General features: G+C 56.1%; 24 protein-coding genes and 1 rRNA gene. 17 read left to right on the forward strand and 8 right to left on the reverse strand.

Annotation, left to right across the window (positions count from 1 at the left end; genetic code table 11):
- Positions 1-8 precede the first annotated feature (8 nt).
- The 6 genes from rng to csrD form a co-directional block, all read right to left on the reverse strand.
- On the reverse strand, positions 9-1478 hold the full coding sequence (rng, locus tag QCD69_RS01500; protein WP_253457817.1) for a ribonuclease G: 1470 nt from the start codon (positions 1476-1478) through the stop codon (positions 9-11).
- On the reverse strand, positions 1468-2061 hold the full coding sequence (locus QCD69_RS01505; RefSeq protein WP_253457814.1) for a Maf family protein: 594 nt from the start codon (positions 2059-2061) through the stop codon (positions 1468-1470). The genes rng and QCD69_RS01505 overlap by 11 nt, the downstream gene beginning before the upstream one ends.
- An 8-nt stretch (positions 2062-2069) precedes the next feature.
- Entirely contained in the window at positions 2070-2558 is a 489-nt protein-coding gene (gene mreD, locus QCD69_RS01510; protein ID WP_253457811.1) for a rod shape-determining protein MreD, read from the reverse strand.
- A complete protein-coding gene (gene mreC / locus QCD69_RS01515; RefSeq protein WP_301250738.1) occupies positions 2555-3583 on the reverse strand; it encodes a rod shape-determining protein MreC in 1029 nt (342 codons plus the stop codon). Before mreC ends, mreD begins: the two co-directional genes overlap by 4 nt.
- Before the next feature lie 64 nt (positions 3584-3647).
- The gene (gene mreB / locus QCD69_RS01520; RefSeq protein WP_003855260.1) at positions 3648-4691 is read right to left on the reverse strand and encodes a rod shape-determining protein MreB; all 1044 of its coding nucleotides are present in this window, start codon (positions 4689-4691) and stop codon (positions 3648-3650) included.
- A 313-nt stretch (positions 4692-5004) separates the two neighbouring features.
- Entirely contained in the window at positions 5005-6954 is a 1950-nt protein-coding gene (gene csrD / locus QCD69_RS01525; RefSeq protein WP_301250739.1) for an RNase E specificity factor CsrD, read from the reverse strand.
- A gap of 179 nt (positions 6955-7133) precedes the next feature.
- On the opposite strand from csrD, the gene acuI reads away from it, so the two are divergent.
- The 13 genes from acuI (at position 7134) to lpxP (ending at position 18666) form a co-directional block, all read left to right on the forward strand.
- Complete coding sequence (acuI, locus tag QCD69_RS01530) at positions 7134-8111, forward strand: acrylyl-CoA reductase (NADPH) (protein WP_301250740.1); 978 nt, start codon at positions 7134-7136, stop codon at positions 8109-8111.
- A gap of 239 nt (positions 8112-8350) precedes the next feature.
- Positions 8351-9358: a protein-methionine-sulfoxide reductase catalytic subunit MsrP gene (gene msrP, locus QCD69_RS01535; protein ID WP_253457798.1), complete on the forward strand. Its 1008-nt coding sequence runs from the start codon at positions 8351-8353 to the stop codon at positions 9356-9358.
- On the forward strand, positions 9358-9957 hold the full coding sequence (gene msrQ, locus QCD69_RS01540) for a protein-methionine-sulfoxide reductase heme-binding subunit MsrQ (protein WP_301250741.1): 600 nt from the start codon (positions 9358-9360) through the stop codon (positions 9955-9957). The genes msrP and msrQ overlap by 1 nt, the downstream gene beginning before the upstream one ends.
- A 216-nt stretch (positions 9958-10173) precedes the next feature.
- Entirely contained in the window at positions 10174-10626 is a 453-nt protein-coding gene (aroQ, locus tag QCD69_RS01545; protein ID WP_199746318.1) for a type II 3-dehydroquinate dehydratase, read from the forward strand.
- A 21-nt stretch (positions 10627-10647) separates the two neighbouring features.
- Positions 10648-11118, forward strand: coding sequence for an acetyl-CoA carboxylase biotin carboxyl carrier protein (gene accB, locus QCD69_RS01550; protein WP_125287048.1), 471 nt, complete (start codon positions 10648-10650; stop codon positions 11116-11118).
- Positions 11119-11129: 11 nt separating this feature from the next.
- Positions 11130-12479: an acetyl-CoA carboxylase biotin carboxylase subunit gene (gene accC, locus QCD69_RS01555; protein ID WP_253457793.1), complete on the forward strand. Its 1350-nt coding sequence runs from the start codon at positions 11130-11132 to the stop codon at positions 12477-12479.
- Positions 12480-12546: 67 nt separating this feature from the next.
- Positions 12547-12783, forward strand: coding sequence for a YhdT family protein (locus QCD69_RS01560; RefSeq protein ID WP_125287046.1), 237 nt, complete (start codon positions 12547-12549; stop codon positions 12781-12783).
- On the forward strand, positions 12780-14207 hold the full coding sequence (gene panF, locus QCD69_RS01565; RefSeq protein WP_301250742.1) for a sodium/pantothenate symporter: 1428 nt from the start codon (positions 12780-12782) through the stop codon (positions 14205-14207). Before QCD69_RS01560 ends, panF begins: the two co-directional genes overlap by 4 nt.
- 30 nt (positions 14208-14237) lie before the next feature.
- Positions 14238-15119 (forward strand): 50S ribosomal protein L11 methyltransferase, encoded by an 882-nt coding sequence (gene prmA, locus QCD69_RS01570; protein WP_301250744.1) that lies wholly within the window; start codon positions 14238-14240, stop codon positions 15117-15119.
- A gap of 112 nt (positions 15120-15231) precedes the next feature.
- Positions 15232-15963, forward strand: coding sequence for a carbonic anhydrase (locus tag QCD69_RS01575; RefSeq protein WP_367317853.1), 732 nt, complete (start codon positions 15232-15234; stop codon positions 15961-15963).
- Between the two features lie 295 nt (positions 15964-16258).
- The gene (dusB, locus tag QCD69_RS01580; RefSeq protein ID WP_125287483.1) at positions 16259-17224 is read left to right on the forward strand and encodes a tRNA dihydrouridine synthase DusB; all 966 of its coding nucleotides are present in this window, start codon (positions 16259-16261) and stop codon (positions 17222-17224) included.
- Between the two features lie 24 nt (positions 17225-17248).
- Complete coding sequence (gene fis, locus QCD69_RS01585; protein WP_000462905.1) at positions 17249-17545, forward strand: DNA-binding transcriptional regulator Fis; 297 nt, start codon at positions 17249-17251, stop codon at positions 17543-17545.
- A 200-nt stretch (positions 17546-17745) separates the two neighbouring features.
- Positions 17746-18666 carry a kdo(2)-lipid IV(A) palmitoleoyltransferase gene (gene lpxP, locus QCD69_RS01590; protein ID WP_253457781.1) on the forward strand — a complete coding sequence of 307 codons (921 nt, stop codon included), beginning with the start codon at positions 17746-17748 and terminating at the stop codon, positions 18664-18666.
- Positions 18667-18854: 188 nt separating this feature from the next.
- On the opposite strand, the gene QCD69_RS01595 is transcribed toward lpxP, so the two are convergent.
- Entirely contained in the window at positions 18855-19145 is a 291-nt protein-coding gene (locus QCD69_RS01595; RefSeq protein ID WP_301250747.1) for a hypothetical protein, read from the reverse strand.
- Positions 19146-19398: 253 nt separating this feature from the next.
- Between QCD69_RS01595 and QCD69_RS01600 the strand changes: the two genes are divergently transcribed.
- From QCD69_RS01600 to QCD69_RS01615, 4 genes are all read left to right on the forward strand, one after another.
- Complete coding sequence (locus tag QCD69_RS01600; protein WP_125287040.1) at positions 19399-20424, forward strand: amino acid ABC transporter substrate-binding protein; 1026 nt, start codon at positions 19399-19401, stop codon at positions 20422-20424.
- A gap of 63 nt (positions 20425-20487) precedes the next feature.
- Positions 20488-21666, forward strand: a complete 1179-nt coding sequence (locus tag QCD69_RS01605; protein WP_301250748.1) for an amino acid ABC transporter permease — start codon at positions 20488-20490, stop codon at positions 21664-21666.
- A gap of 15 nt (positions 21667-21681) precedes the next feature.
- Positions 21682-22782, forward strand: a complete 1101-nt coding sequence (locus QCD69_RS01610; protein ID WP_253457773.1) for an amino acid ABC transporter permease — start codon at positions 21682-21684, stop codon at positions 22780-22782.
- An 8-nt stretch (positions 22783-22790) separates the two neighbouring features.
- On the forward strand, positions 22791-23552 hold the full coding sequence (locus tag QCD69_RS01615; protein WP_301250750.1) for an amino acid ABC transporter ATP-binding protein: 762 nt from the start codon (positions 22791-22793) through the stop codon (positions 23550-23552).
- Between the two features lie 392 nt (positions 23553-23944).
- On the opposite strand, the gene rrf is transcribed toward QCD69_RS01615, so the two are convergent.
- Positions 23945-24060, reverse strand: a 5S ribosomal RNA gene (gene rrf / locus QCD69_RS01620).
- Positions 24061-24179: the final 119 nt, after the last annotated feature.

Here is a 24179-nt window from a genome sequence, read left to right on the forward strand (position 1 = left end):
CCGATGGCTTACATCATCACCACGTCAAACTGCTCCTGAGTATAGAGCGGTTCAATCTGTACTTTCACCTGCTTGCCGACGAATATCTCTACTTCCGCCAGCGCATGGGATTCGTCGGTTTTCAGCGCCTCGCCAACCGCAGGCGAAACGTAAACCAAAAAACGGTCCGAATCGTAGGCGTGATGAACGCGGACTATTTCGCGCATGATCTCATAGCAGACGGTTTCCACGGTTTTCAGCGTGCCGCGTCCTTTGCAGACCGGGCAGTCCTGACACAGCACATGCTCAATGCTTTCCCGCGTGCGTTTACGGGTCATCTCTACCAGCCCAAGCTGCGAGAAACCATTGATGCCGGTTTTAACCCGATCCTTACTCAGCGCCTGCTCCAGCGAGTGCAGCACGCGACGGCGGTGATCTTCGTTATTCATATCGATAAAGTCGATAATGATAATGCCGCCGAGGTTGCGCAGACGCAGCTGGCGGGCGATCGCCTGCGTCGCCTCGACGTTGGTGTTAAAGATGGTTTCATCCAGATTGCGATGGCCGACAAAGGCGCCGGTATTGATATCGATGGTGGTCATCGCCTCGGTTTGGTCGATGATCAGATAGCCGCCGGATTTCAGCTCCACCTTGCGATCCAGCGAGCGCTGGATTTCGTTTTCCACATCGAACAAATCGAAAATCGGCTGCTTGCCGGTGTACAGCTCCAGCTTCGCCGTCATTTCAGGAATGTATTCGCTGGTGAACTCCACCAGATGTTCCCACGTCTGACGCGAATCGATACGGATACGATCCAGGGCGGCCCCGGCGAAATCGCGCAGGATACGCTGCGACAGCGCGACCTCGCCATAAAGACGACAGCGGGTTTTATTGCGCTTTTTGCGCTCGATGACCTTAGTCCACAGGCGTTTTAGAAACGCGGCGTCGGAAGCCAGCTCCTGTTCGCCCACGCCTTCGGCGGCGGTGCGGATAATATAGCCGCCCAGCTCGTCGCAGTAGGCGGCCACCACGGACTTAAGACGCTCGCGCTCCGCTTCGCTTTCTATACGTTGCGAAACGCCAACGTGCGACGCGCCCGGCATAAAGACCAGATAGCGCGAAGGCAGCGTGATATCGGTGGTGAGACGCGCGCCTTTAGTGCCCAGCGGATCTTTCACCACCTGCACCATCAGATCCTGTCCCTGGCGAACCAGTTCGGAAATATCGCGTACGGAAAAGTTTTTACGCTCGTCGCCCGCTACGCATTCGGTATGCGGCATGATGTCGGAAGCGTGCAGAAAGGCGGCTTTTTCCAGCCCGATATCGACAAAGGCAGCCTGCATGCCCGGCAGAACCCGGCTGACGCGCCCTTTATAGATATTGCCGACAATGCCCCGGCGCGCTTCGCGTTCAATATGAATTTCCTGCAGAATGCCGCCGTCAATATAGGCGACGCGCGTTTCCGAAGGGGTAATATTTACCAGAAGTTCAGCCGTCATCTTGTTCCCTTACCTCACGCAGCGCGTGAAACTGGCTCAGCAGCTCAGCCGTTTCCACCAGGGGCAGCCCCACCACCGCGTGATAGCTTCCATTGATTTTTCTGACGAAATTCCCGCCCAGTCCCTGAATGCCATAGGCGCCCGCTTTATCCATCGGCTCGCCGCTGGCGATATAGGCCGCAATGTCCTCCTCGCTCAGCAGGCGAAAAGTGACTTCCGTTACCACCATGCACGCCAGCTGCCGTTGCCGATCGGCCAGCGCGACGGCCGTCATCACCTGATGCGTCTGGCCGGAAAGTTTAGCCAGCATCGCGGCGGCGGCGGCCTCGTCTGCCGGTTTCTCCAGCACTTCGTTGTTCAGCACCACGATGGTATCGGCGCCCAGCACCGGCAGATCCTGCTCCGCCACCGCCACGCCGGCCTGCGCTTTTTCCAGCGCCAGACGCCGGACGTAGGCTTCCGCCATTTCGCCGGGCTGCTGCCGCTCTTCAACCTGCGTGCTTAAACGCGCAAAACGCAGACCAAGCTGCGTAAGTAATTCACGACGACGGGGAGAACCGGAGGCCAGGTAAAGGGATATCATACTCTTCCTTATTGTACGGCAAACTGGCGACGTATTTTTCTCATCAGCAAGAACAGCCAGGGCCACAGAATACCGTCTATTACGCTGCTCCAGAAGATTTCCGGACGAAACGAGACGTTAATAACTAAAAATTCCGCCCAGAAGACAATGACATCCATCGCCAGCGACAGCACCATCACCATCAGCGCCTGCTGCCAGAGCGCCAGATTGCGGAATAGCTGGAATTTAAACGCCACCAGGTAAGCAAGGATGCTGAAAGCCAGCGCACGCACGCCCAGCGTCGAGCCTGAAATCAGATCCATTATAGATCCCATCACAAAACCCGTGCCGACATTCACGCGATGCGGCAGCGCCAGCACCCAGTAAATCAGGATCAACAGCAGCCAGGAAGGCCGGAACATATAGAGCTGATCGGGCCACGGCATGATTTGCAGCACCAGCGCCACCAGAAACGAGCACCAGATAACCCAGCGACCATGGCTGCGATAGCTGCTCAAGGCTGGCCTCTGCGCGAGGCGGGCGCGGCAGCGGCAGGCGCGGCCTGAGCCGCAGGCGTTGTCTGGCCGGTTGTCGATGCGTTATCCGGCGCAGGCGGCCCCATCATTTCGCTGGCGGCCGGCAGCACCTGCGGCATCATCTGCATCAGGCGCTCGTTGGCGACGCGGTGCACTTCATCCGGCGCCATCGGCATGGTGCCGTTGCGATCCGCGCCCCACAGCAGCAGCAGATAGCGCAAGCGTTGCAGGCCCGCCGTCGGACGCGCCTGGATCACGGTATAGGCGCGCTGCGTATCGAGCTTCACGGAGGACACCACGCCGACCGGGTAGCCTTCCGGGAAGCGACCGCCGAGGCCGGAAGTGACCAGCACGTCGCCCACGCGGATATCGGTGTTGCCCGGCAGGTGCTCAAGCTGAAGATCTTCCGTACAGCCGTTGCCCGCCGCAATCACGCGGATATCGTTGCGCAATACCTGAATCGGCAGCGCGTGAGAGGAGTCGCAAATCAGCATGACGCGGCTGGTGATTTTACCGACGGCGACGACCTGGCCGACCACGCCTTTATCGCTGATAACCGGCTGGCCTTCGTAAACGCCGTTTACGCTGCCTTTGTCGATTACCACCTGATCGGTATAGGGATCCGTGCCGGTAGAGATGACCTGGGTGACCATCTTGTGCTCGTCCTGACGCAGCGGCGAACCAAGCAGCTCGCGCAGACGCGCGTTTTCCTGCTTAAATTGCCCCAGCATCAGCAGCTCGCTGTTTTTCAGCATCAGCTCGCGATGCAGGGCTTTGTTTTCCAGCTCAAGCTGCTGGCGAGAGGCCAGCGTGTCGGAAACGCTGTCCAGAATCTGACGTGGCCCGTTGGCCAGAAAATAGAATGGGCTGACCGCCGTATCCATGTAGGTGCGTATCTGGCTGAAAGCGCCCATACGGCTGTCGGCGATAATCACGCCTATCGCTACCACAACTGCCAGAAACAAGCGTAACTGCAGGGATGGGCCCCTGCTGAAGATCGGCTTCATAAACTCGGCGTATTCCTCGACATCATTAACAAGACGCGCGGGACCCGCGCGCCTTCATGGCAAATTATTCTTCGCTGAACAAATCGCCGCCGTGCATGTCGATCATTTCCAACGCCTTACCGCCGCCGCGTGCGACGCAGGTCAGCGGATCTTCAGCCACTACCACCGGAATACCGGTTTCTTCCATCAGCAGACGGTCAAGGTTGCGCAGCAGCGCACCGCCGCCGGTCAGCACCATGCCGCGCTCGGAGATGTCAGAGGCCAGCTCTGGCGGACACTGTTCCAGCGCAACCATCACCGCGCTAACGATGCCGGTCAGCGGCTCCTGGAGCGCCTCCAGAATTTCGTTGGAGTTCAGCGTAAAGCCGCGAGGCACGCCTTCCGCCAGGTTACGACCGCGCACTTCGATCTCACGCACTTCGTCGCCCGGATAAGCGGAGCCGATCTCATGTTTGATTCGTTCAGCGGTGGCTTCGCCGATCAGCGAGCCGTAGTTACGGCGCACGTAATTAATAATGGCTTCGTCAAAGCGATCGCCGCCAATGCGCACGGAAGAGGAGTAAACCACGCCGTTCAGAGAGATCACCGCAACTTCCGTGGTGCCGCCGCCGATATCGACCACCATTGAACCGGTCGCTTCCGAAACCGGCAGGCCAGCACCGATAGCGGCTGCCATCGGCTCTTCAATCAGGAAAACTTCACGCGCGCCTGCGCCCTGTGCGGATTCACGGATCGCACGGCGTTCAACCTGGGTCGCGCCGACAGGCACACACACCAGCACGCGCGGGCTTGGGCGCATAAAGCTGTTGCTGTGAACCTGTTTGATAAAGTGTTGCAGCATCTTTTCGGTCACAAAGAAGTCGGCGATCACGCCGTCTTTCATTGGACGGATAGCAGCGATATTGCCGGGGGTACGACCCAGCATCTGCTTGGCGTCATGACCTACTGCCGCGACGCTCTTTGGGGAACCGGCACGATCCTGACGAATAGCAACGACGGAAGGCTCATTCAGAACGATGCCCTGTCCTTTCACATAAATCAGGGTATTGGCGGTACCCAGGTCGATGGACAAGTCGTTGGAAAACATGCCACGGAATTTTTTAAACATACTGAAGGATAATCCTGCTAGCTGGGGGCGGATAATAAAATCCGCTTACTTTACCAACCACACGAAGCAGCGACAAGGCGCAAAAACGCTCTACTTCGGTGAAAAATCACGCTATCTCTCGCCTGAGTCACAACCCAAAAAACTACGCGAGCAGAATGCCTGAGTTCAGGCGCATCGCCCCTGTTTTAAGGCCGTTTTACGGACATAACGTACATGAATTTTTACATATTTAGGCACTGCTTTACCGCCCGTCAAACGTAGCCGGCACCACAGCTGCGCGGCTATTCTACGTGAAATCCGGCTTAACGGCAGACTAAACTCGATATCTTTGCGAATATTTTTTCATATCGCCTGTCAGCAGCTGCGAAGGAGCAAAAAAATCGCCCTGGCCGCCGTTTATCCCTGACTCCGTTAAGGTTTGCCATTCACTTCGGGTTTTTACGCCTGCGGCGAAAACCTGCGTTGACGTTCCCTTGCAGCTTTCGAGCAAACTCTGCACAAACAGCTGATTCTCCTTGCGACGGTCAATATTGCGCACCAGACCGGGATGCAGCTTGATCAGTTCCGGCGACACCACCTTGATGTAGACCGTGCTGACCAGCGTTAACCCCGCCTGGATAATGGCAATACGGCAGCCAAAACCTTTCAGTAAATGAAAGGCGCCGTGCAAGCGGCAGAGATGTTGACCTACATCCGCTTCCGCAAGTTCAAATAAAATACGGTTTCTTTGTGATTTAGTGTATTGCAGCAGCATATCGCGCAGCCAAATCTGGAAAGGACGCTGCAGGAGCGCATCGATCGTCAGCGGTATCGCCAGCGTTTCCTCCGGCCAGGCCTGGATAAAGCTCAGGATGCGGCTTACCAAAATTCGGTCATAACCTTCGGCCATGCCCAGCTGCTGCACCAGCGGCAGATATTCAGCCGCCGCCAGCTCGGTTTTGCCGTCAAAGATCCTCGGCATGATTTCGCGATGGTGCAGCCGCCCTTCCCGCGTTACCGCCGGTTTCTGATACAAACGCGGCCCGCCGCGACTGAGGGTATTTTCCAGCAGCGTGCGCCACTTGACGCTGCCCCGGCTCAGCTCCGGCGCCGGTTTTTCGCTGACCGACCAGTTATTGCCGCCCAGCAGCGCCGCGTGCCGCGTGGCCAGCTCGACGTTTTCCATGACCTGCTGCGTGGTTTGCCCGCTTTGCCAGGCGCTGATGCCGATATGGATCATATCTTCCCGATCCAGCATGCGCGTGGGCGGCAGCGCGTCCACGGCTTTGATCAGCTGGGAGGCGATGCTGTCGGCATCCTTCAGGCTGCGATGCGGCAGCAGAACGGCGAAATCACTGCGGAAATAGCGTGCCAGCAGCGCACCGGGATAGCGCATCACGAAGGTAGACAGCAGGTTCACCAGGCCGAAAAGGTAATCCTGCACGGGCGCATGGCCCCAGTTGTCACGCAGCGTGTCGAGATCCGGCAGGCGGATCATCATTACCATGCCGTGCGCGCCGGCGGTTTCGCTATCTTCCAGCAGCGTGGCCAGCTGATTGTCGAAGAAAAGGCGGTTATGCAGGCCGGTCATGGGATCCTGCGCGGCGAAAGCCCGGATCAGCGTATCAACGCGATTGCGGCGCTCGGAGGCTTCCTGCAAATCGCCGAGCAGCAGATCCAGCGCGCTGCTGGCCTTGGGCGGCCACTCCAGTACGGAACCCGGGCGCACGGTTTCTCTTTCGCCCCTCAGCACTTTTGCCGCGCGATTTTCCAGCCGCTCCATGCCTTCAAGCTGTCGGTACAGCCAGCGATGCGAGAAAAACAGGATCAGCAGCAGGATGCCGATCGCCAGCACCAGCAGGCTTAAGATGGACGCGCCAATAAAGGACATCAGCCAGGTTTTCGCGCTGTCTATCCAGACGATATGCAGCACGTACCGGGCATGTTTGCTCAGAGGGATAACGCTGTCGCGATAGCGGTTAGGCTCATCTTCCATCAGCGCATCCTGATGGCGGGAAAGGGTTTTAACGGGCTGATTATTTACCATGAAAGTGATGCGAACAACCTGTAAAGGCCCCATCACCTGCGACAGCCCCGGGGCTATCTGGTCAGGAGATTGATGGTCGAGTGCCCTGTCGATGTCGTCCGCCATCGTCTGCAAACGATGCTCAGCGCGCAAATCGCTAAGGTAATAAAAGCTCATTACGCCGCCCACCAGCATGACAAGCATGACCAGTGCGCTGACAAAGGTAATCATTGCGGAGAGTTTGGTGGTTAATCGCATCCTTGTGCTCTTTGGCTACCGTGAAAGAGACGCCGTAGCAAAAAGCAGTAACGGCGAATGGCTTTGCAGAGACCTTCCTCATGCTTTTATGCATCTTAAACAAAATTTTACTGATTGCCGGGAGTATAGTGAGGTCAGACTTTTATTATACCTTTCCGTTCCATTTTCAGGAGATTCTCATGCACGCACTGGTTCTCGAACAGTCCGAAGGCAAAACCCTGGCCACGGTAAAACAGCTCAGCCCGGACGCCCTGCCGCCGGGCGAGGTGACGGTAGATGTCAGCTGGTCAGGCCTGAACTACAAAGATGCGCTGGCGATTACCGGCAAAGGGAAAATTGTCCGGCAGTTTCCGATGGTGCCCGGCATCGATTTTGCAGGCCAGGTGCGCCATAGCGAAGATCCGCGCTTTCATACCGGACAACAGGTGCTGCTGACCGGCTGGGGCGTAGGGGAAAATCACTGGGGCGGCCTGGCGGAACAGGCCAGGGTAAAAGGCGACTGGCTGACGCCGATGCCGGAAGGGCTTGATGGCCGTCGGGCGATGATTATCGGCACGGCCGGCCTGACCGCTATGCTGTGCGTCATGGCGCTGGAGGAAGGCGGCGTGCGGCCTGACAGCGGCGAGGTGATAGTGACCGGCGCCAGCGGCGGCGTGGGCAGCACGGCGGTTTCCCTGCTCAGCTCGCTCGGCTATCGGGTGACAGCGGTAAGCGGCAGACCCTCCACCCATGACTATCTTCACCAGCTGGGCGCCAGCGAGATCCTGCCGCGCGAGGCTTTCAGCGCCGACAGCCGACCGCTGGAAAAACAGCGCTGGGCCGGCGCGGTGGATACCGCTGGTGATAAGGTGCTGGCGAGCGTGCTGGCGCAGATGAACTACGGCGGCGTGGTGGCGGCCTGCGGCCTGGCGGCCGGATTTGCATTGCCAACCACCGTAATGCCTTTTATTCTGCGCAACGTGCGCCTTCAGGGCGTTGATTCCGTTGCGGCACCCGCAGAGCGTCGCCTTACGGCCTGGAAAAGGCTGGTTAAAACGCTGCCAGACGCGTTTTATCAGCAGGCGACAACGGAAATTGCGCTGGCCGATGCCGCTGCCAGCGCGGCCAAACTGCTTAATAACGAGATTACCGGCCGGACGCTGGTAAAAATTCGCTAGCGCGTTATATCACCTGGCGTGCCAATCCCGCCAGGTGGTTTTTATCGCGCGCCGCTTGCCGCCCGGCGTAGCGAACCCGCCTTATATTTACCTTTCTTCAACATTCACATAACTGATTACACTTCCTGCTCTCTCAACGGTTTTACGGAGCTGATATTCTGCGCGCCAGCCGCTTTTTTATTCGCTGAATTCGCTTTTTTTGGTCATGCTAAAAAGTGACCGTCTCTGGAGACACAGCCATGAAGCCCGTTGATAAACTCACTGAAAACGATGTTACCCCGGAAAGCATTTTCAACGCCCGGCGTCGCCAGGTAATGAAAGCGCTGGGGATTAGTGCCGCCGCGCTGTCGGTGCCGACGGCCCGCGCCGACGTGCTTTCCTGGCTACAGGGAAAAGGCAAAGAGAGCCAGAAAGCGCCGGCCGGTAAACCGCTCGACTTCAGCAAGCCCGCACAGTATCAGGCCGACTTAGCGTTGACGCCGGAAGATAAGGTAACGGGCTACAACAACTTTTATGAATTCGGCCTGGATAAAGCGGATCCGGCGGCCAACGCCGGCTCGTTGAAAACCGCCGACTGGAAAATCGAGATCGGCGGCGAAGTAATGAAGCCGATGACGCTGGATATGGACGATATCTTTAAGCGGTTTCCGTTAGAGCAGCGTATTTATCGGATGCGCTGCGTAGAGGCCTGGTCGATGGTGGTGCCCTGGATTGGGTTCGAGTTGGGCAAGCTGTTAAAAGCCGCAGAGCCGACCAGCAATGCGCGCTATGTCGCCTTTCAAACGATTTACGCGCCGGAAGAGATGCCGGGCCAGCGCGATCGCTTTGTCGGCGGCGGCATCGATTATCCCTATGTGGAAGGGCTGCGGCTGGATGAAGCGATGCATCCGCTGACCATGTTAACCACCGGCGTTTACGGCAAAGCGCTGCCGCCGCAAAACGGCGCGCCGATCCGCCTGACCGTGCCGTGGAAATACGGGTTTAAGGGCATCAAGTCCATCGTGAAAATTACCCTGGTCAAGGCGCAGCCGCCGACTACCTGGAACCTGCTGGCCTCGAACGAGTATGGCTTCTACGGCAATGTGAATCCGCATGTCGATCATCCGCGCTGGTCGCAGGCTACGGAGCGTTTTATCGGCTCCGGCGGCATTCTGGACGTCAAGCGTCAGCCCACGCTGCTGTTTAACGGCTATGCCGACCAGGTGGCTTCCCTCTATAAGGGATTAGATCTGCGGGAGAACTTCTAGTGCGTCTGACGGGCAAGCAGATCACCGGCCTGAAAGTACTGCTGCATCTGGCCGGTTTTTTACCTTTTCTCTGGCTGATCCTGTCCATTAACCAGGGCTGGCTGAGCGCCGATCCGGCAAAGGATATCCAGCATTTTACCGGCCGGATGGCCCTGAAGTTCCTGCTCGGCACGCTGCTGGTCACGCCGCTGGCGCGCTACGGCAGGCAGCCGCTGCTTATCCGCGTCCGTCGCCTGCTGGGACTGTGGTGTTTTGCCTGGGCCACGCTGCATCTGGTCAGCTATTCGCTGCTGGAGCTGGGTATCGCTAACCTCAGCCTGCTGGGTTCGGAGCTGATCTCGCGTCCCTACCTGACGCTGGGGATTATCAGCTGGTTTATCCTGCTGCTGCTGTCGCTGACCTCTTTTCAGAAAGCGCAGCGAAAATTGGGCAAAAACTGGCAAAAGCTGCACAACGCCATTTATCTCGTCCTGATTCTGGCACCTATCCACTATCTGTGGTCGGTTAAAACGTTCTCGCCCCAGCCCTGGATCTACGCGTCTCTGGCGCTGATCCTGCTGCTGTGGCGCTATAAGAAATTCCGTCAGTGGCTGCGATAAAACGTGCGCCGCCGCGCATAACCGGATGCTTTCTTAGGCGTTTGGTGGATTATCTTCGCTGATACGACCAGTATTTAGCTGCGAATTGCGTTGAAATCGTTATAATGCCCGGTTTTAAACCCGTGCAGGGGCCAAATTTCACCGTGAAAGGTGACAAATGGCTTTTCGCATTGTATTTTGTGCGATGCCTCAATTATCGCAGGAGATAGCAGCAAGATGGCTGAAAAGTTTCACATACTGCTTTTGAATGGTCCCAACCTGAACCTCCTTGGCACTCGCGAGCCGGAGAAGTACGGCAGCACGACCCTTCCCGATCTCGTCAGCGGGCTAACTGCGCAGGCTGACGCGCTCAATGTGAAGCTGAGTCATCTGCAGTCTAACGCGGAACACGCGTTAATTGACCGCATTCATGAGGCGAGAGGCAATGTCGATTATATCGTCATTAACCCGGCGGCCTATACGCATACCAGCGTGGCGCTTCGTGATGCCCTGCTTGCAGTCAGCATCCCGTTTATTGAAGTGCACCTGTCCAATGTGCATGCCCGCGAGCCTTTCCGCCATCATTCTTATCTTTCTGATATTGCTGCTGGCGTAATTTGTGGACTTGGCGTCGACGGTTATTCCTGGGCTTTACAGACGGCGGTTAAACGCCTGTCACAATCTAATTAAACAGAGTACGGAACCACACTAATGGATATTCGTAAGATTAAAAAACTGATCGAACTGGTTGAAGAATCAGGCATTGCTGAACTGGAAATTTCTGAAGGTGAAGAGTCCGTTCGCATCAGTCGTTCCCCGGCCAATTCAGGCTACCCAATGATGCAGCAGGCCTGGGCTGCCCCAATGCAGCCGCAGCCAGCGCTGGCAACCGCCGTGGCACCAGCCACCACGCCAGCGATGGAAGCGCCTGCCGCTGCCGAGATCAGTGGCCACATCGTACGTTCACCAATGGTCGGTACTTTCTACCGCACGCCAAGCCCGGACGCGAAAGCCTTTGTCGAAGTCGGCCAGAAAGTTAACGCTGGCGACACCCTGTGCATCGTTGAAGCGATGAAAATGATGAACCAGATCGAAGCCGATAAGTCCGGCGTGGTAAAAGCGATCCTGGTCGAAAGCGGTCAGCCAGTAGAATTTGACGAGCCGCTGGTAGTCATCGAATAACGAGGCGAACCATGCTGGAAAAAATTGTAATTGCTAACCGTGGTGAAATCGCGCTGCGTATTCTGCGCGCCTGTAAAGAACTGGGCATCAAGACCGTGGCCGTGCATTCAAGCGCCGACCGCGATCTGAAACACGTGCTGCTGGCCGATGAGACCGTTTGTATCGGGCCTGCGCCATCTGTTAAAAGCTATCTGAACATCCCGGCGCTGATCTCTGCCGCAGAGATCACCGGCGCGGTGGCTATCCACCCAGGCTACGGCTTCCTCTCTGAGAACGCCGATTTTGCCGAACAGGTGGAGCGCTCCGGCTTTATCTTTATCGGCCCTAAAGCCGACACCATCCGTCTGATGGGCGATAAAGTTTCCGCCATCACCGCGATGAAAAAAACCGGCGTGCCAACCGTACCAGGTTCTGACGGCTCGCTGGGCGACGATATGGAAAAAAACCGCGCCATCGCTCAACGTATCGGTTATCCGGTTATCGTTAAGGCTTCCGGCGGCGGCGGCGGTCGTGGGATGCGCGTTGTGCGCCACGACAAGGATCTTGAGCAATCCATCAACATGACGAAGGCGGAAGCCAAAGCGGCTTTCAACAACGACATGGTTTACATGGAGAAATTCCTCGAGAACCCGCGCCATATCGAAATTCAGGTACTGGCTGACGGCCAGGGCCACGCCATCTATCTGGCCGAGCGCGACTGCTCCATGCAGCGTCGCCACCAGAAAGTGGTGGAAGAGGCGCCAGCGCCGGGCATCACGGAAGAACAGCGCCGCTTTATCGGCGATCGCTGTGCGAAAGCCTGTATCGATATCGGCTACCGTGGCGCGGGCACCTTTGAGTTCCTGTTCGAGAACGGCGAGTTCTACTTCATTGAGATGAACACCCGTATCCAGGTTGAGCATCCGGTTACCGAGATGATCACCGGCGTCGATCTGATCAAAGAGCAGCTGCGTATCGCTGCCGGTCAGCCGCTGTCGATCAAACAGGAAGACGTAGTGGTTCGCGGCCATGCGGTCGAGTGCCGTATCAACGCGGAAGATCCGAACACCTTCCTGCCAAGCCCGGGTAAAATCACGCGCTTCCATGCCCCTGGCGGCTTCGGCGTGCGTTGGGAGTCTCATATTTACGCGGGCTATACCGTACCGCCGTACTATGACTCCATGATCGGCAAGCTGATCACCTACGGTGAGACGCGTGACGTGGCTATTGCCCGTATGAAGAACGCACTGGCGGAACTGATCATCGACGGCATCAAGACTAACGTCGAGCTGCAGATGAAGATCATGAGCGACGAAAACTTCCAGATCGGTGGCACCAACATCCACTATCTGGAGAAAAAACTCGGCATTCAGGAAACCTGATCCGCCAGAGGTAATAAAGGAAGGCCGGTCTGACCGGCCTTTTTCTTTGCCTGTTACGGGAGGAAAAATGGAAAAACGCTTTGTGCAGGCGCATCGCGAGGCGCGCTGGTCGTTCTGGCTGGCGGTCGCCTATGTGGCCGCCTGGTCGCTGACGGCCGCTTTTGGCGGCAATCAGCCGGGCATCACCGGCCTGCCCCACTGGTTCGAAATGGCCTGTTTGCTGGTGCCGCTGCTGTTTATCTTTTTCTGCTGGCTGATGATCAAACGGATCTTTCGTGATATTTCGCTGGAGGATACGCCGTGAAGGCCGGGATCGTTCTGCCCCTTATCGCCTATCTGCTGCTGGTGGCGGCGCTTTCCGTCTACGCGATGCGTAAACGGCGCGAAGGCAACTTTCTTACCGAATATTTTCTCGGCAGCCGCTCGATGGGCGGGTTTGTGCTGGCGATGACGCTGACTACCACCTATATCAGCGCGAGTTCCTTTATCGGCGGGCCTGGCGCCGCCTATAAATATGGGCTGGGCTGGGTGCTACTGTCGATGGTGCAGGTGCCCGCCGTCTGGCTGTCGCTGGGCGTTTTAGGCAAGAAGTTCGCTATTCTGGCCCGGCGCTATAACGCGCTGACGCTTAACGATATGCTCTACGCCCGCTATCGCAGCCCGCTGCTGGTCTGGTTTGCCAGCCTCAGCCTGCTGATCGCCTTTATTGGCGCGATGACCGTGCAGTTTATCGGCGGCGCGCGGCTGCTGGAAACCGCAGCGGGCATTCCTTACAGCAGCGGCCTGCTGATTTTCGGCGGCGCTATTGCGCTCTATACCGCTTTCGGCGGCTTCCGCGCCAGCGTGCTGAACGATGCCTTACAGGGCGTGGTTATGCTGCTTGGCACCTTTATCCTGCTGTTTGCGGTGATCCACAGCGCAGGCGGGATGCACAGCGCGGTACAGAAGCTGCAGCAGATCGATCCGCAGCTGATTTCGCCAGGCGGCGTGGATAATATCCTCAGCCCGACCTTTCTGGCCTCTTTCTCGGTGCTGGTCTGTTTTGGCGTGATCGGCCTGCCGCATACCGCCGTACGTTGTATCTCGTATAAAGACAGCAAGGCCGTGCATCGCGGCATCCTGCTGGGCACCGTGGTCGTGACCGTACTGATGTTCGGCATGCATCTGGCTGGCGCGCTGGGTCGCGCCGTGATGCCGGGCCTGACCGTGCCGGATCTGGTGATCCCGACGTTGATGATCCACGTTTTGCCGCCGCTGGCCGCCGGGATCTTCCTGGCCGCGCCGATGGCCGCCATTATGTCGACGATCAACGCGCAGCTGTTGCAGTCTTCCGCCACGATCGTCAAGGATCTCTTTTTGCGCGTGCGCCCGCAGCAGCTGGATAACGAGCCGCTGCTCAGAAAGATCTCCGCGACGGTCACGCTGGTGCTGGGCCTGCTGCTGCTGGTGGCGGCCTGGAATCCGCCCGATATGCTGATCTGGCTTAACCTGCTGGCTTTCGGCGGTCTGGAAGCGGTATTTCTGTGGCCGCTGGTGCTGGGGTTATACTGGGAGAAAGCCAATGCTGCCGGCGCACTCAGCAGCATGATCGGCGGCGCGGGCTGCTATACCCTGCTGGCCAGCTTTTCACTGCAGCCGTGGGGGTTTCACCCGATTGTGCCTTCGCTGCTGCTGAGCCTGATTGCCTTCGTAATCGGCAACCGTTTTGGCCGCCCTGTCCGGCCTTAGCCTTTATTTGTTTGACTAAAGAGAATCGCAATGCCCTGGATACAAATGAAAATCAACACCACCGGCGACCAGGCTGAAGAGCTGGGCGACGCGCTGATCGAGAACGGGGCTGTCTCGGTCACGTTTCAGGATACCCACGACAATCCGGTGTTTGAACCGTTGCCTGGCGAAACGCGCCTGTGGGGCGATACCGATGCGATCGGCCTGTTTGATGCCGAAACCGACATGCAGGACGTGATTGCCAGTCTGGAACAGCATCCGCTGCTGGGCGCCGGCTTCCACCACAAAATTGAGCAGATAGAAGACAAGGACTGGGAGCGGGAATGGATGGAAAACTTCCATCCGATGCGTTTTGGTCAGCGCCTGTGGATTTGCCCAAGCTGGCGCGACGTGCCGGATCCGAATGCGGTCAACGTGATGCTGGATCCCGGCCTGGCGTTTGGCACCGGCACCCATCCCACGACGGCGATGTGCCTGAGCTGGCTGGACGGCCTGGATCTGGCCGGTAAAACCGTGATCGATTTTGGCTGCGGCTCCGGCATTCTCGCTATCGCGGCGCTGAAGCTGGGTGCGGCACAGGCTATTGGTATCGACATCGATCCGCAGGCGATCCAGGCCAGCCGTGACAATGCCGAGCGCAACGGCGTGTCGGAACGTCTGTCGCTTTACCTGCCTCACGAGCAGCCAGAGAACCTCAGCGCAGATGTCGTGGTCGCTAATATCCTTGCCGGCCCGCTGCGTGAGCTGGCGCCGCTTATCAGCGTGCTGCCGGTTTCCGGCGGTCATCTGGGTCTTTCCGGCGTGCTGGCGAGCCAGGCGGACGGCGTGTGCGAAGCCTATGCGGATAAGTTCGTGCTCGATCCGGTGGCGGAAAAAGAAGAGTGGTGCCGCATTACCGGCGTGCGTCGCTAAACGATCGGTTTCCAGGGACGGATTCAGATAGATTTCCTCTACCATAGGCTTATTATCAGCAGGGTTATTTAATCGCGCCGGCCCGTGCCGGCTACTTCAAGGGATAATGAAGATGAGAAGATATGCTCTGCTGTTCTCCTGCCTTGCCGCTTTGCCCGTCATGGCTGAACCGGCTATTCACTGGTCTTATGAAGGCCAGGGCTCGCCTGAACACTGGGCCGAGCTGGGTGATGAGTTTCAAACCTGTAAAACCGGCCAGTATCAGTCCCCCGTCGATATTACCCGGGTTATTGACGGCAAGCTGCCGCCGCTGGGCATAAACTTTCATACCGATACCAAAACCATTGTTAACAATGGCCACACTATCCAGGTTACGGTGAAGGACAGCGACGATTTTCAGCTCGATAATGACGCATTCGTGCTTAAACAGTTCCATTTTCACGCGCCCAGCGAAAATCACCTTTTCGGCAAAAGCTTTCCGCTTGAAGCGCATTTTGTTCATGCCAACAAGCAAGGCGAGCTGGCCGTGCTGGCCGTTATGTTTGAAACCGGCGCTGAAAACAGCGCGCTTAAGCCTCTGCTCGCGTCCCTGCCCGCACAGCAAAACCAGGTTGAAACCATGAAGCAAAGCATGGATCTCGCCACGCTTTTTCCCGCCGGGAAACACTACTACCGCTTTAGCGGTTCGCTGACTACGCCGCCCTGCACGGAAGGCGTGCGCTGGCTGATTCTGAAGCAGCCCGTTACGCTCTCTCCGGCCCAGCTGGCGGTTTTTGAGCACGCGCTTAAACATGCTAATAATCGCCCCTTGCAGCCTCTGCACGGTCGAATAATTGCCGAATAGCAGTACGCTATTTCGCCTTTTTTTGCAGGCGTATGGCGGCGCTTGTCGCGCTTAGAGCCTGAAGCGCCGCAATTTATAGTGTTAACTGCCTCACAAAAAAAGAAAAATATTTGTTCATCATTTAATCGTTAAAATTCAATCTATTGTTAAATAAGGATATTTATTCGTCTCACCGTCTCCGCAGGCCGACAATGCCGGTTTGAAGGGGGAATTGTTCAAAGTTTGGCCTTTCATCTTCTTAAAAAAATGCGTAATATACGCCGCCTTGCGAACACACTATGGTCACTTTTTTTTCATGCGCATAGGAAACCACCAGCTTCGCAATCGCCTGATTGCAGCACCAATGGCCGGAATTACCGACAGGCCTTTCCGGACGCTTTGTTACGCAATGGGCGCTGGTATGACCGTATCGGAGATGCTGTCGTCAAACCCGGAAGTCTGGGCCAGCGACAAATCCCGACTGCGTATGGTACACAGTGATGAGCCCGGTATTCGTACCGTGCAGATTGCCGGTTGTGATCCTGATGAGATGGCTGAAGCCGCGCGCATTAACGCTTTATCGGGCGCGCAGGTTATCGATATCAACATGGGCTGTCCGGCTAAAAAGGTGAATCGGAAAATGGCGGGCTCTGCCCTGCTGCAGCATCCAGAGCTGGTAAGGTCTATCCTTTCAGCGGTGGTCAATGCGGTGGATGTGCCCGTTACGCTAAAGATTCGCACCGGCTGGGACGTGGACAACCGCAATTGTGTTGAGATTGCCCAATTGGCTGAACGTTGTGGCATTCAGGCCCTGACCATTCACGGACGCACACGCGCGTGTTTGTTCAACGGCGAAGCTGAATATGACAGCATTCGGACAGTTAAGCAGAGTGTCTCTATCCCCGTTATCGCGAACGGAGACATTACTGACCCGCACAAAGCCAGAGCCGTGCTTGACTATACGGGGGCAGATGCCCTGATGATAGGACGCGCGGCTCAGGGAAGACCGTGGATCTTCCGGGAAATCCAGCATTATCTGGACACTGGGGAGCTGCTGGCACCAATGCCACTGGCTGAAGTAAAGCGCTTGCTCATTGGGCACCTACGGGAACTGCACGACTTTTATGGTCACCGCAAAGGATACCGTATTGCCCGGAAGCACGTCTCCTGGTATCTCCAGGAGCACGCCCCAAACGACCAGTTTCGGCGCACATTCAACGCCATTGAGGATGCCAGCGAACAGCTGGAGGCGTTGGAGGCATACTTCGAAAAACTTGCATAATAGAAATAAAGAGCTGACAGAACTATGTTCGAACAACGCGTAAATTCTGACGTACTGACCGTTTCAACCGTTAACTCCCAGGATCAGGTGACTCAAAAGCCTCTGCGTGACTCGGTCAAACAGGCACTGAAGAACTATTTTGCTCAACTGAATGGTCAGGATGTTAATGACCTGTATGAGCTGGTTTTGGCTGAAGTGGAACAGCCACTGTTGGACATGGTGATGCAATATACCCGTGGCAACCAGACCCGTGCAGCCCTGATGATGGGTATCAACCGCGGTACGCTGCGTAAGAAACTGAAAAAATACGGCATGAACTAAGTTTCGGTTCATTGTGACGGAGGCGCTACGTACTGTTAGCGCCTTTTTTAATGGCCGCCGTTCAGACAAAATTGTCTTGATTGTGTAAATAACAGACATTTACCTCAACTTCCTGCCAATCTCGTTGTCCTATACCCTGTACCGCTACGGATTAACGTCTTTATGCGCTACATCTTCCATGCACGCATAAAGAGAGATATATGAAGGTATCCCCCCGCTTTACCCGCAGCCTGATGCACCCTCGTTACTGGATCACCTGGGCTGGTCTGGGACTGCTGTTTTTACTGGTTCAGCTGCCGTTTCCGCTTCTGCAAAAGCTGGGAACCTGGATGGGCCGTACTTCAATGCGGTTTTTAAAGCGCCGTATCCGCATTACCCGTCGTAACCTTGAGCTCTGCTTCCCGGATATGCCGGAAGCGCAAATCGAGCAGCGTATCGTACGCAATTTTGAATCGCTGGGAATGGGCCTGCTGGAAACCGGTATGGCCTGGTTCTGGTCCGATCGCCGGGTGAAGCGCTGGTTTACCGTTAACGGCCTGCACAATTTACAGGCGGCACAACAAGAAGGCCGCGGCGCGCTGATTATCGGCGTGCATTTTATGTCGCTGGAGCTGGGCGGCAGGGCCATGGGCCTGTGTCAGCCGATGATGGCGATGTATCGCCCGCATAACAACAAGCTGATGGAATGGGTACAGACCAAAGGACGGATGCGTTCCAATAAGGCGATGATTAACCGCCGCGATCTGCGTGGCATGGTGCAGGCGTTGAAACAGGGTGAAGCCGTTTGGTTTGCGCCCGATCAGGACTACGGCCCGAAGGGCAGCGTGTTCGCGCCGCTGTTTGCCGTACCGCAGGCGGCTACCACCAGCGGCACCTGGATGCTGGCCCGCATGGCTAAGCCAGCCATGATCACCGTTGTGCTGATCCGTAATGACGACGGCAGCGGTTATGAACTGGTGATCCAACCTGAACTGAAAGATTACCCCATTGCCGATGAGCAGCAGGCTGCTGCCTATATGAATAAGGTGATTGAGACGGAGATCATGCGTGCGCCCGAGCAGTATATGTGGCTGCACCGCCGCTTTAAAACGCGTCCTGATGGCGCACAGCCACTTTACTGAGGCGTCTTAACGTTTATGAACCAGCCCGCAGCGGCTGGTTTTTTTTGCCTCTCTTTTGCTTGCGTCTTCTGCCTTCTGCCTCTCTTCTGCCTTCTGCCTCTCTTCTGCCTGCTTCTGCCTGCTTCTGCCTGCTTCTGCCTTCTGCCTTCTGCCTTCTTCTGCCCTCAACTTCTGTCTTCCGCTTTTGCTTATGCTTCTGCTTCTGCTTCTGCTTCTGCGTTTCTGCCTTCCCCTGCAGCTACCAACTTGCCGCTTCCTGCTTCTGGCTTGTCCTTCCTGCTTGCTCTTTGCTCTTTGCTCTTTGCTCTTTGCTCTTTGCTGCTTGCTGCTTGCTGCTTGCTGCTTGCTGCTTGCTCCTTACTCCTTGTTCCTTGTTCCTTGTTCCTTGTTCCTTGCTCCTTGCTCCTTGCTCCTTGCTCCTTGCTCCTTGCTGCTTGCTGCTTGCTGCTTGGCGCAACAATAATCGCGCTTTTGCTCACACCGCGTAAATTTTAAGAAACATTTCGCACCATTTGTGACCAGCCGCGCGGCTTTTGCCTCTGTTTGGTGCGCAATATTAGGCAAACTTTCTATACGCTTCCGATTATTAACAAACCTTTCCATGAAATTCAGGATGCTGCAAATCTGGCATTGCCTTTGCAGTGTCGTGGATGGCTCTTGCCACAGACAGGAAAAGTGCACCGCAGCGTGCACTAAAACATAACAAAACGCTTACGCCACACAGGATGCTTTATGAAAAAAATGATGCTTTCCACTTTGGTGGCCGCTGCAGCGCTGTTTGCAGTCGCTAATCAGGCCCATGCCGGTGCTACGCTGGATGCGATTAAAAAGAAAGGGTTTGTGCAGTGCGGGATCAGTGACGGCCTGCCTGGCTTCTCGTTTGCGGATGCCAGCGGTAAATTTAGCGGTATCGATGTGGATGTTTGCCGTGCCGCAGCGGCGGCCGTGTTTGGCGATGCGACAAAAGTAAAATACACCCCGTTAACGGCTAAAGAGCGCTTTACCGCTCTGCAATCCGGCGAAGTCGATATCCTTTCCCGCAATACTACCTGGACCTCCTCGCGCGATGGCGGTATGGGCTTTATTTTTGCCGGCGTAAATTACTATGACGGTATTGGTTTTTTGACTCACCAGAAAGCGGGCCTTAAAAGCGCGAAAGAACTGGATGGCGCCACGGTTTGTATCCAGGCGGGAACGGATACCGAACTGAACGTCGCCGACTATTTCAAAGCCAACAAAATGCAGTACACGCCTGTGACCTTCGATCGCTCTGACGAATCGGCAAAAGCACTGGATACCGGCCGTTGCGATACGCTGGCCTCTGACCAGTCGCAGCTGTATGCCCTGCGCATCAAGTTAGGCAAGCCGGACGAATTTATCGTGCTGCCGGAAGTGATCTCAAAAGAGCCTTTAGGGCCGGTGGTTCGCCGTGGCGATGATGACTGGTACACCATCGTTAAGTGGTCGCTGTTTGCGATGCTGAACGCGGAAGAGATGGGCATCACCTCAACGAATGTTGACCAGATGGCCGCTAAGCCTTCCACGCCGGATATGGCGCACCTGCTGGGTTCAGAAGGCGATTTCGGCAAGGATCTCAAGCTGAATAACAAATGGGCTTTCAATATCATTAAACAGGTAGGCAACTATCAGGAAGTATTCGATCGTAACGTCGGTAAAGACAGCCAGCTGAAAATCGCACGTGGTCAGAATGCGCTGTGGAACAAAGGCGGCATTCAGTACGCGCCACCGGTACGTTAATTCCCGCTGCAACAGGGCGCCAATCGGCGCCTTCGTCAGAATTTTCGTGACTGAGGTTTCAACATGTCTCAACGCCCGTCCGTAAAAAGGGATATCTCCTTTAGCAATCCTGCGGTGCGCGCCTGGCTGTACCAGATTATCGCCGTGGTGCTGGTGCTGGCCGTAGCTGGCTATCTTATCCACAATACGGTGATTAACCTGGCCAACCGCGGCATCACCTCCGGCTTTGGCTTCCTGGAGCGCAGTGCGGGCTTCGGCATCGTTCAGCATCTTATCGATTACAGCGAAGCCGATACCTATGCCCGCGTCTTTTTGGTCGGCCTGACCAATACGCTGCTGGTCTCCGCGCTCTGTATTGTATTCGCCTCTTTGCTGGGCTTTTTCATTGGCCTTGCCCGCCTGTCGGATAACTGGCTGCTGCGCAAGCTTTCAACCATCTATATCGAAATCTTCCGCAATATTCCGCCGCTGCTGCAAATCTTCTTCTGGTACTTTGCCGTGCTGCGCAATCTGCCGGGCCCACGCCAGGCGATGAACGCCTTCGATCTGGCCTTCATCAGTAATCGCGGCCTTTACATTCCCTGGCCGGCATACGCCCCTGGCACATGGCCTTTTCTTCTCTCCCTGCTGCTTGCTGCGGCATGCAGCGTTGCGCTGTTCCGTTATAACCGTAGCTATCAGTTGAAAACGGGCCAGCTGAGACGTAGCTGGCCTGCCATCCTGGCCATGTTCATTGTTTTCCCTTTGCTCGCTCATCTGGCTTTTGGCGTGCCGATGCACTGGGATGTACCGATGCTGCGCGGCTTCAATTTCCGCGGCGGTTTTGTGCTGATCCCGGAGCTTGCGGCGCTGACGCTGGCGCTGTCTATCTATACCTCTTCTTTTATTGCTGAGGTGATCCGTGCCGGGATCCAGTCCGTACCGCACGGGCAAAGTGAAGCAGCTCGCTCGCTTGGTCTGCCGAATCCGGTCACGCTACGTCAGGTTATTATTCCTCAGGCGATGCGCGTCATTATCCCGCCGTTGACCAGCCAGTATCTGAACATTGTTAAGAACTCCTCGCTGGCGGCGGCAATCGGCTATCCCGATATGGTGTCGCTGTTTGCCGGCACGGTGCTGAACCAGACGGGACAGGCCATTGAAACCATCGCGATCACTATGGGCGTTTACCTGATTATCAGCCTGTTGATTTCGCTGTTGATGAATATCTATAACCGCAAAATACGGCTGATTGAGCGTTAAGAGAACGGAATAACTATGACTTTAGCCACGCATGATACGCAGCCTGTGCCGGTAAGTTCTTTTACGCGAGCCGTGAAATGGGCCAGAAAAAATCTGTTCTCAAGCTGGGGCAATTCGCTGCTGACGCTGTTCTGCCTGTGGGTGATCTGGAGTGTGATACCGCCAGCGCTGAACTGGCTGATTTTTCAGGCTAACTGGATCGGCACTACCCGCGCGGACTGTACCAAAGATGGCGCCTGCTGGGTGTTTATCCATGCCCGCTTTGGCCAGTTTATGTATGGTCTTTATCCTCATGAGCTGCGCTGGCGCATTAATCTGGCCCTGGTTATCGGCCTGCTCAGCATCATCCCGATGTTTATTAAGTCACTCCCGCGCCGGGGAAGTTATATCGCCGTATGGGCAATTGTTTATCCTGTGGTGGTATGGGTTCTGCTTTATGGCGGCTTCTTTGGGCTTGAACGCGTTGAAACGCGCCAGTGGGGCGGACTCACGCTGACGCTGATTATCGCCTCCGTGGGTATCGCTGGCGCACTGCCGCTCGGTATCCTGCTTGCGCTGGGACGCCGCTCCACGATGCCCGTAGTGCGCTCTCTGTCGATTATCTTTATCGAGTTCTGGCGAGGCGTTCCCCTGATCACGGTGCTGTTTATGTCCTCGGTAATGCTGCCGCTGTTTATGGCGGAAGGCAGCAGCATCGATAAACTAATCCGGGCGTTGGTAGGCGTGATCCTTTTCCAGTCGGCTTATGTAGCAGAAGTGGTACGCGGCGGTTTACAGGCGCTGCCGAAAGGACAGTATGAAGCCGCCGAGTCGCTGGCGCTGGGCTACTGGAAAACGCAGGGGCTGGTTATCCTGCCCCAGGCGCTAAAAATGGTCATTCCCGGCCTCGTCAATACGATTATCGCGCTTTTTAAAGATACCAGCCTGGTGATTATCATCGGGCTTTTCGATCTCTTCAGCAGCGTCCAGCAGGCTACGGTCGATCCCGCCTGGCTTGGTATGTCCACCGAAGGGTACGTTTTTGCCGCGCTGGTTTACTGGATTTTCTGTTTTAGCATGTCGCGCTACAGCCAGTATCTGGAAAGGCGTTTTCACACCGGGCGCACGCCGCACTGAGGCTTACAATGACTAATTCTTTGATTCAATCGGATGAAGCGATGATGATTACGCTGGAAAAAGTTAACAAATGGTATGGGCAGTTTCATGTGCTGAAAGACATTAATTTGCAGGTAAAAGCACGCGAACGCATCGTTCTTTGCGGCCCTTCCGGCTCCGGAAAATCCACCACTATCCGCTGTATCAATCATCTGGAAGAGCATCAGCAGGGTCGTATTGTTGTGGATGGCATCCACCTGAACGATGATTTACGCAATATTGAGCGTGTGCGAACGGAAGTCGGCATGGTGTTTCAACACTTTAACCTTTTTCCGCACCTGAGCGTGCTGCAAAACTGCACGCTGGCGCCGATTTGGGTACGCAAAACGCCAAAGAAAGAGGCTGAAGCGCTGGCGATGCACTATCTGGAGCGCGTACGCATTGCGGAACATGCGCACAAGTTTCCCGGCCAGCTTTCTGGTGGTCAGCAGCAACGTGTGGCTATTGCCCGTTCGCTTTGCATGAAGCCCAAAATCATGTTGTTTGATGAGCCGACTTCCGCGCTGGATCCCGAAATGGTAAAAGAAGTGCTGGATACCATGATTGGTCTGGCGGAAGACGGCATGACCATGCTCTGCGTGACGCATGAGATGGGCTTTGCCCGCACCGTGGCGGATCGGGTGATCTTTATGGATCGTGGGGAAATCGTTGAGCAGGCACCGCCGCAGGAGTTCTTCTCCGCACCAAAATCGGAGCGAACCCGGGCTTTTCTTTCGCAGGTTATTCATTAAAACCGATACTGACAACGACCGGCTTAGCCGTGCAAATCTGATGCGAAGACCGAAGCCCTGGTATTTTACCGGGGCTTTTTACTGTTCAGTTTGGCGCTGAGCCGGGGCTGAATAGACGTGGGGACGGGATCGCGCCGCAGAGGGCCGGCGGCGGCCGCTTTTCTGACCGTTTTAAAATAAGGTCGGCGGCCACGGCCGCATTATCAACGTCCGGCAAAAGGTCCGGGAGCCGTAGCGGGGCCGAAAGAGAAGGCGGACGCGCGTTTTACGGGTACGGAAACGGGTGCATTCCACAGCGTGCAGCACGGACGCAGGGAGCGGTCACGCAGAGAGTTTCCGGCCCACAAACGCAAAAAACCCCGACCGTGAGGTCGGGGTTATCGCAATTTGATGCCTGGCAGTTCCCTACTCTCGCATGGGGAGGCCCCACACTACCATCGGCGCTACGGCGTTTCACTTCTGAGTTCGGCATGGGGTCAGGTGGGACCACCGCGCTAAAGCCGCCAGGCAAATTCTGTTTCCCCCGCCGCCCTGAGGCCGCGCGGGTTTATCCGTGAACAGGCTGAAAATGTTGCGTCTCTCATAACGCCCGCCAGAACGCTTCTGGCGTTGTAAGGTTAAGCCTCA

Source organism: Erwinia sp. PsM31, assembly GCF_030433775.1.
In the GTDB taxonomy this organism is placed as follows: domain Bacteria; phylum Pseudomonadota; class Gammaproteobacteria; order Enterobacterales; family Enterobacteriaceae; genus Erwinia; species Erwinia aeris.

Bases quoted from the DNA above. Each gene is read 5' to 3' on its own strand.
- msrP (WP_253457798.1), top strand. From the start codon at position 8,351: ATGAAGCCCGTTGATAAACTCACTGAAAACGATGTTACCCCGGAAAGC.
- QCD69_RS01505 (WP_253457814.1), bottom strand. From the start codon at position 2,061: ATGATATCCCTTTACCTGGCCTCCGGTTCTCCCCGTCGTCGTGAATTA.
- accC (WP_253457793.1), top strand. From the start codon at position 11,130: ATGCTGGAAAAAATTGTAATTGCTAACCGTGGTGAAATCGCGCTGCGT.
- fis (WP_000462905.1), top strand. From the start codon at position 17,249: ATGTTCGAACAACGCGTAAATTCTGACGTACTGACCGTTTCAACCGTT.
- accB (WP_125287048.1), top strand. From the start codon at position 10,648: ATGGATATTCGTAAGATTAAAAAACTGATCGAACTGGTTGAAGAATCA.
- QCD69_RS01560 (WP_125287046.1), top strand. From the start codon at position 12,547: ATGGAAAAACGCTTTGTGCAGGCGCATCGCGAGGCGCGCTGGTCGTTC.
- QCD69_RS01600 (WP_125287040.1), top strand. From the start codon at position 19,399: ATGAAAAAAATGATGCTTTCCACTTTGGTGGCCGCTGCAGCGCTGTTT.
- QCD69_RS01575 (WP_367317853.1), top strand. From the start codon at position 15,232: ATGAGAAGATATGCTCTGCTGTTCTCCTGCCTTGCCGCTTTGCCCGTC.
- acuI (WP_301250740.1), top strand. From the start codon at position 7,134: ATGCACGCACTGGTTCTCGAACAGTCCGAAGGCAAAACCCTGGCCACG.
- lpxP (WP_253457781.1), top strand. From the start codon at position 17,746: ATGAAGGTATCCCCCCGCTTTACCCGCAGCCTGATGCACCCTCGTTAC.
- QCD69_RS01615 (WP_301250750.1), top strand. From the start codon at position 22,791: ATGACTAATTCTTTGATTCAATCGGATGAAGCGATGATGATTACGCTG.
- prmA (WP_301250744.1), top strand. From the start codon at position 14,238: ATGCCCTGGATACAAATGAAAATCAACACCACCGGCGACCAGGCTGAA.
- mreB (WP_003855260.1), bottom strand. From the start codon at position 4,691: ATGTTTAAAAAATTCCGTGGCATGTTTTCCAACGACTTGTCCATCGAC.
- mreC (WP_301250738.1), bottom strand. From the start codon at position 3,583: ATGAAGCCGATCTTCAGCAGGGGCCCATCCCTGCAGTTACGCTTGTTT.
- dusB (WP_125287483.1), top strand. From the start codon at position 16,259: ATGCGCATAGGAAACCACCAGCTTCGCAATCGCCTGATTGCAGCACCA.
- rng (WP_253457817.1), bottom strand. From the start codon at position 1,478: ATGACGGCTGAACTTCTGGTAAATATTACCCCTTCGGAAACGCGCGTC.
- csrD (WP_301250739.1), bottom strand. From the start codon at position 6,954: ATGCGATTAACCACCAAACTCTCCGCAATGATTACCTTTGTCAGCGCA.
- QCD69_RS01605 (WP_301250748.1), top strand. From the start codon at position 20,488: ATGTCTCAACGCCCGTCCGTAAAAAGGGATATCTCCTTTAGCAATCCT.
- aroQ (WP_199746318.1), top strand. From the start codon at position 10,174: ATGGCTGAAAAGTTTCACATACTGCTTTTGAATGGTCCCAACCTGAAC.
- QCD69_RS01610 (WP_253457773.1), top strand. From the start codon at position 21,682: ATGACTTTAGCCACGCATGATACGCAGCCTGTGCCGGTAAGTTCTTTT.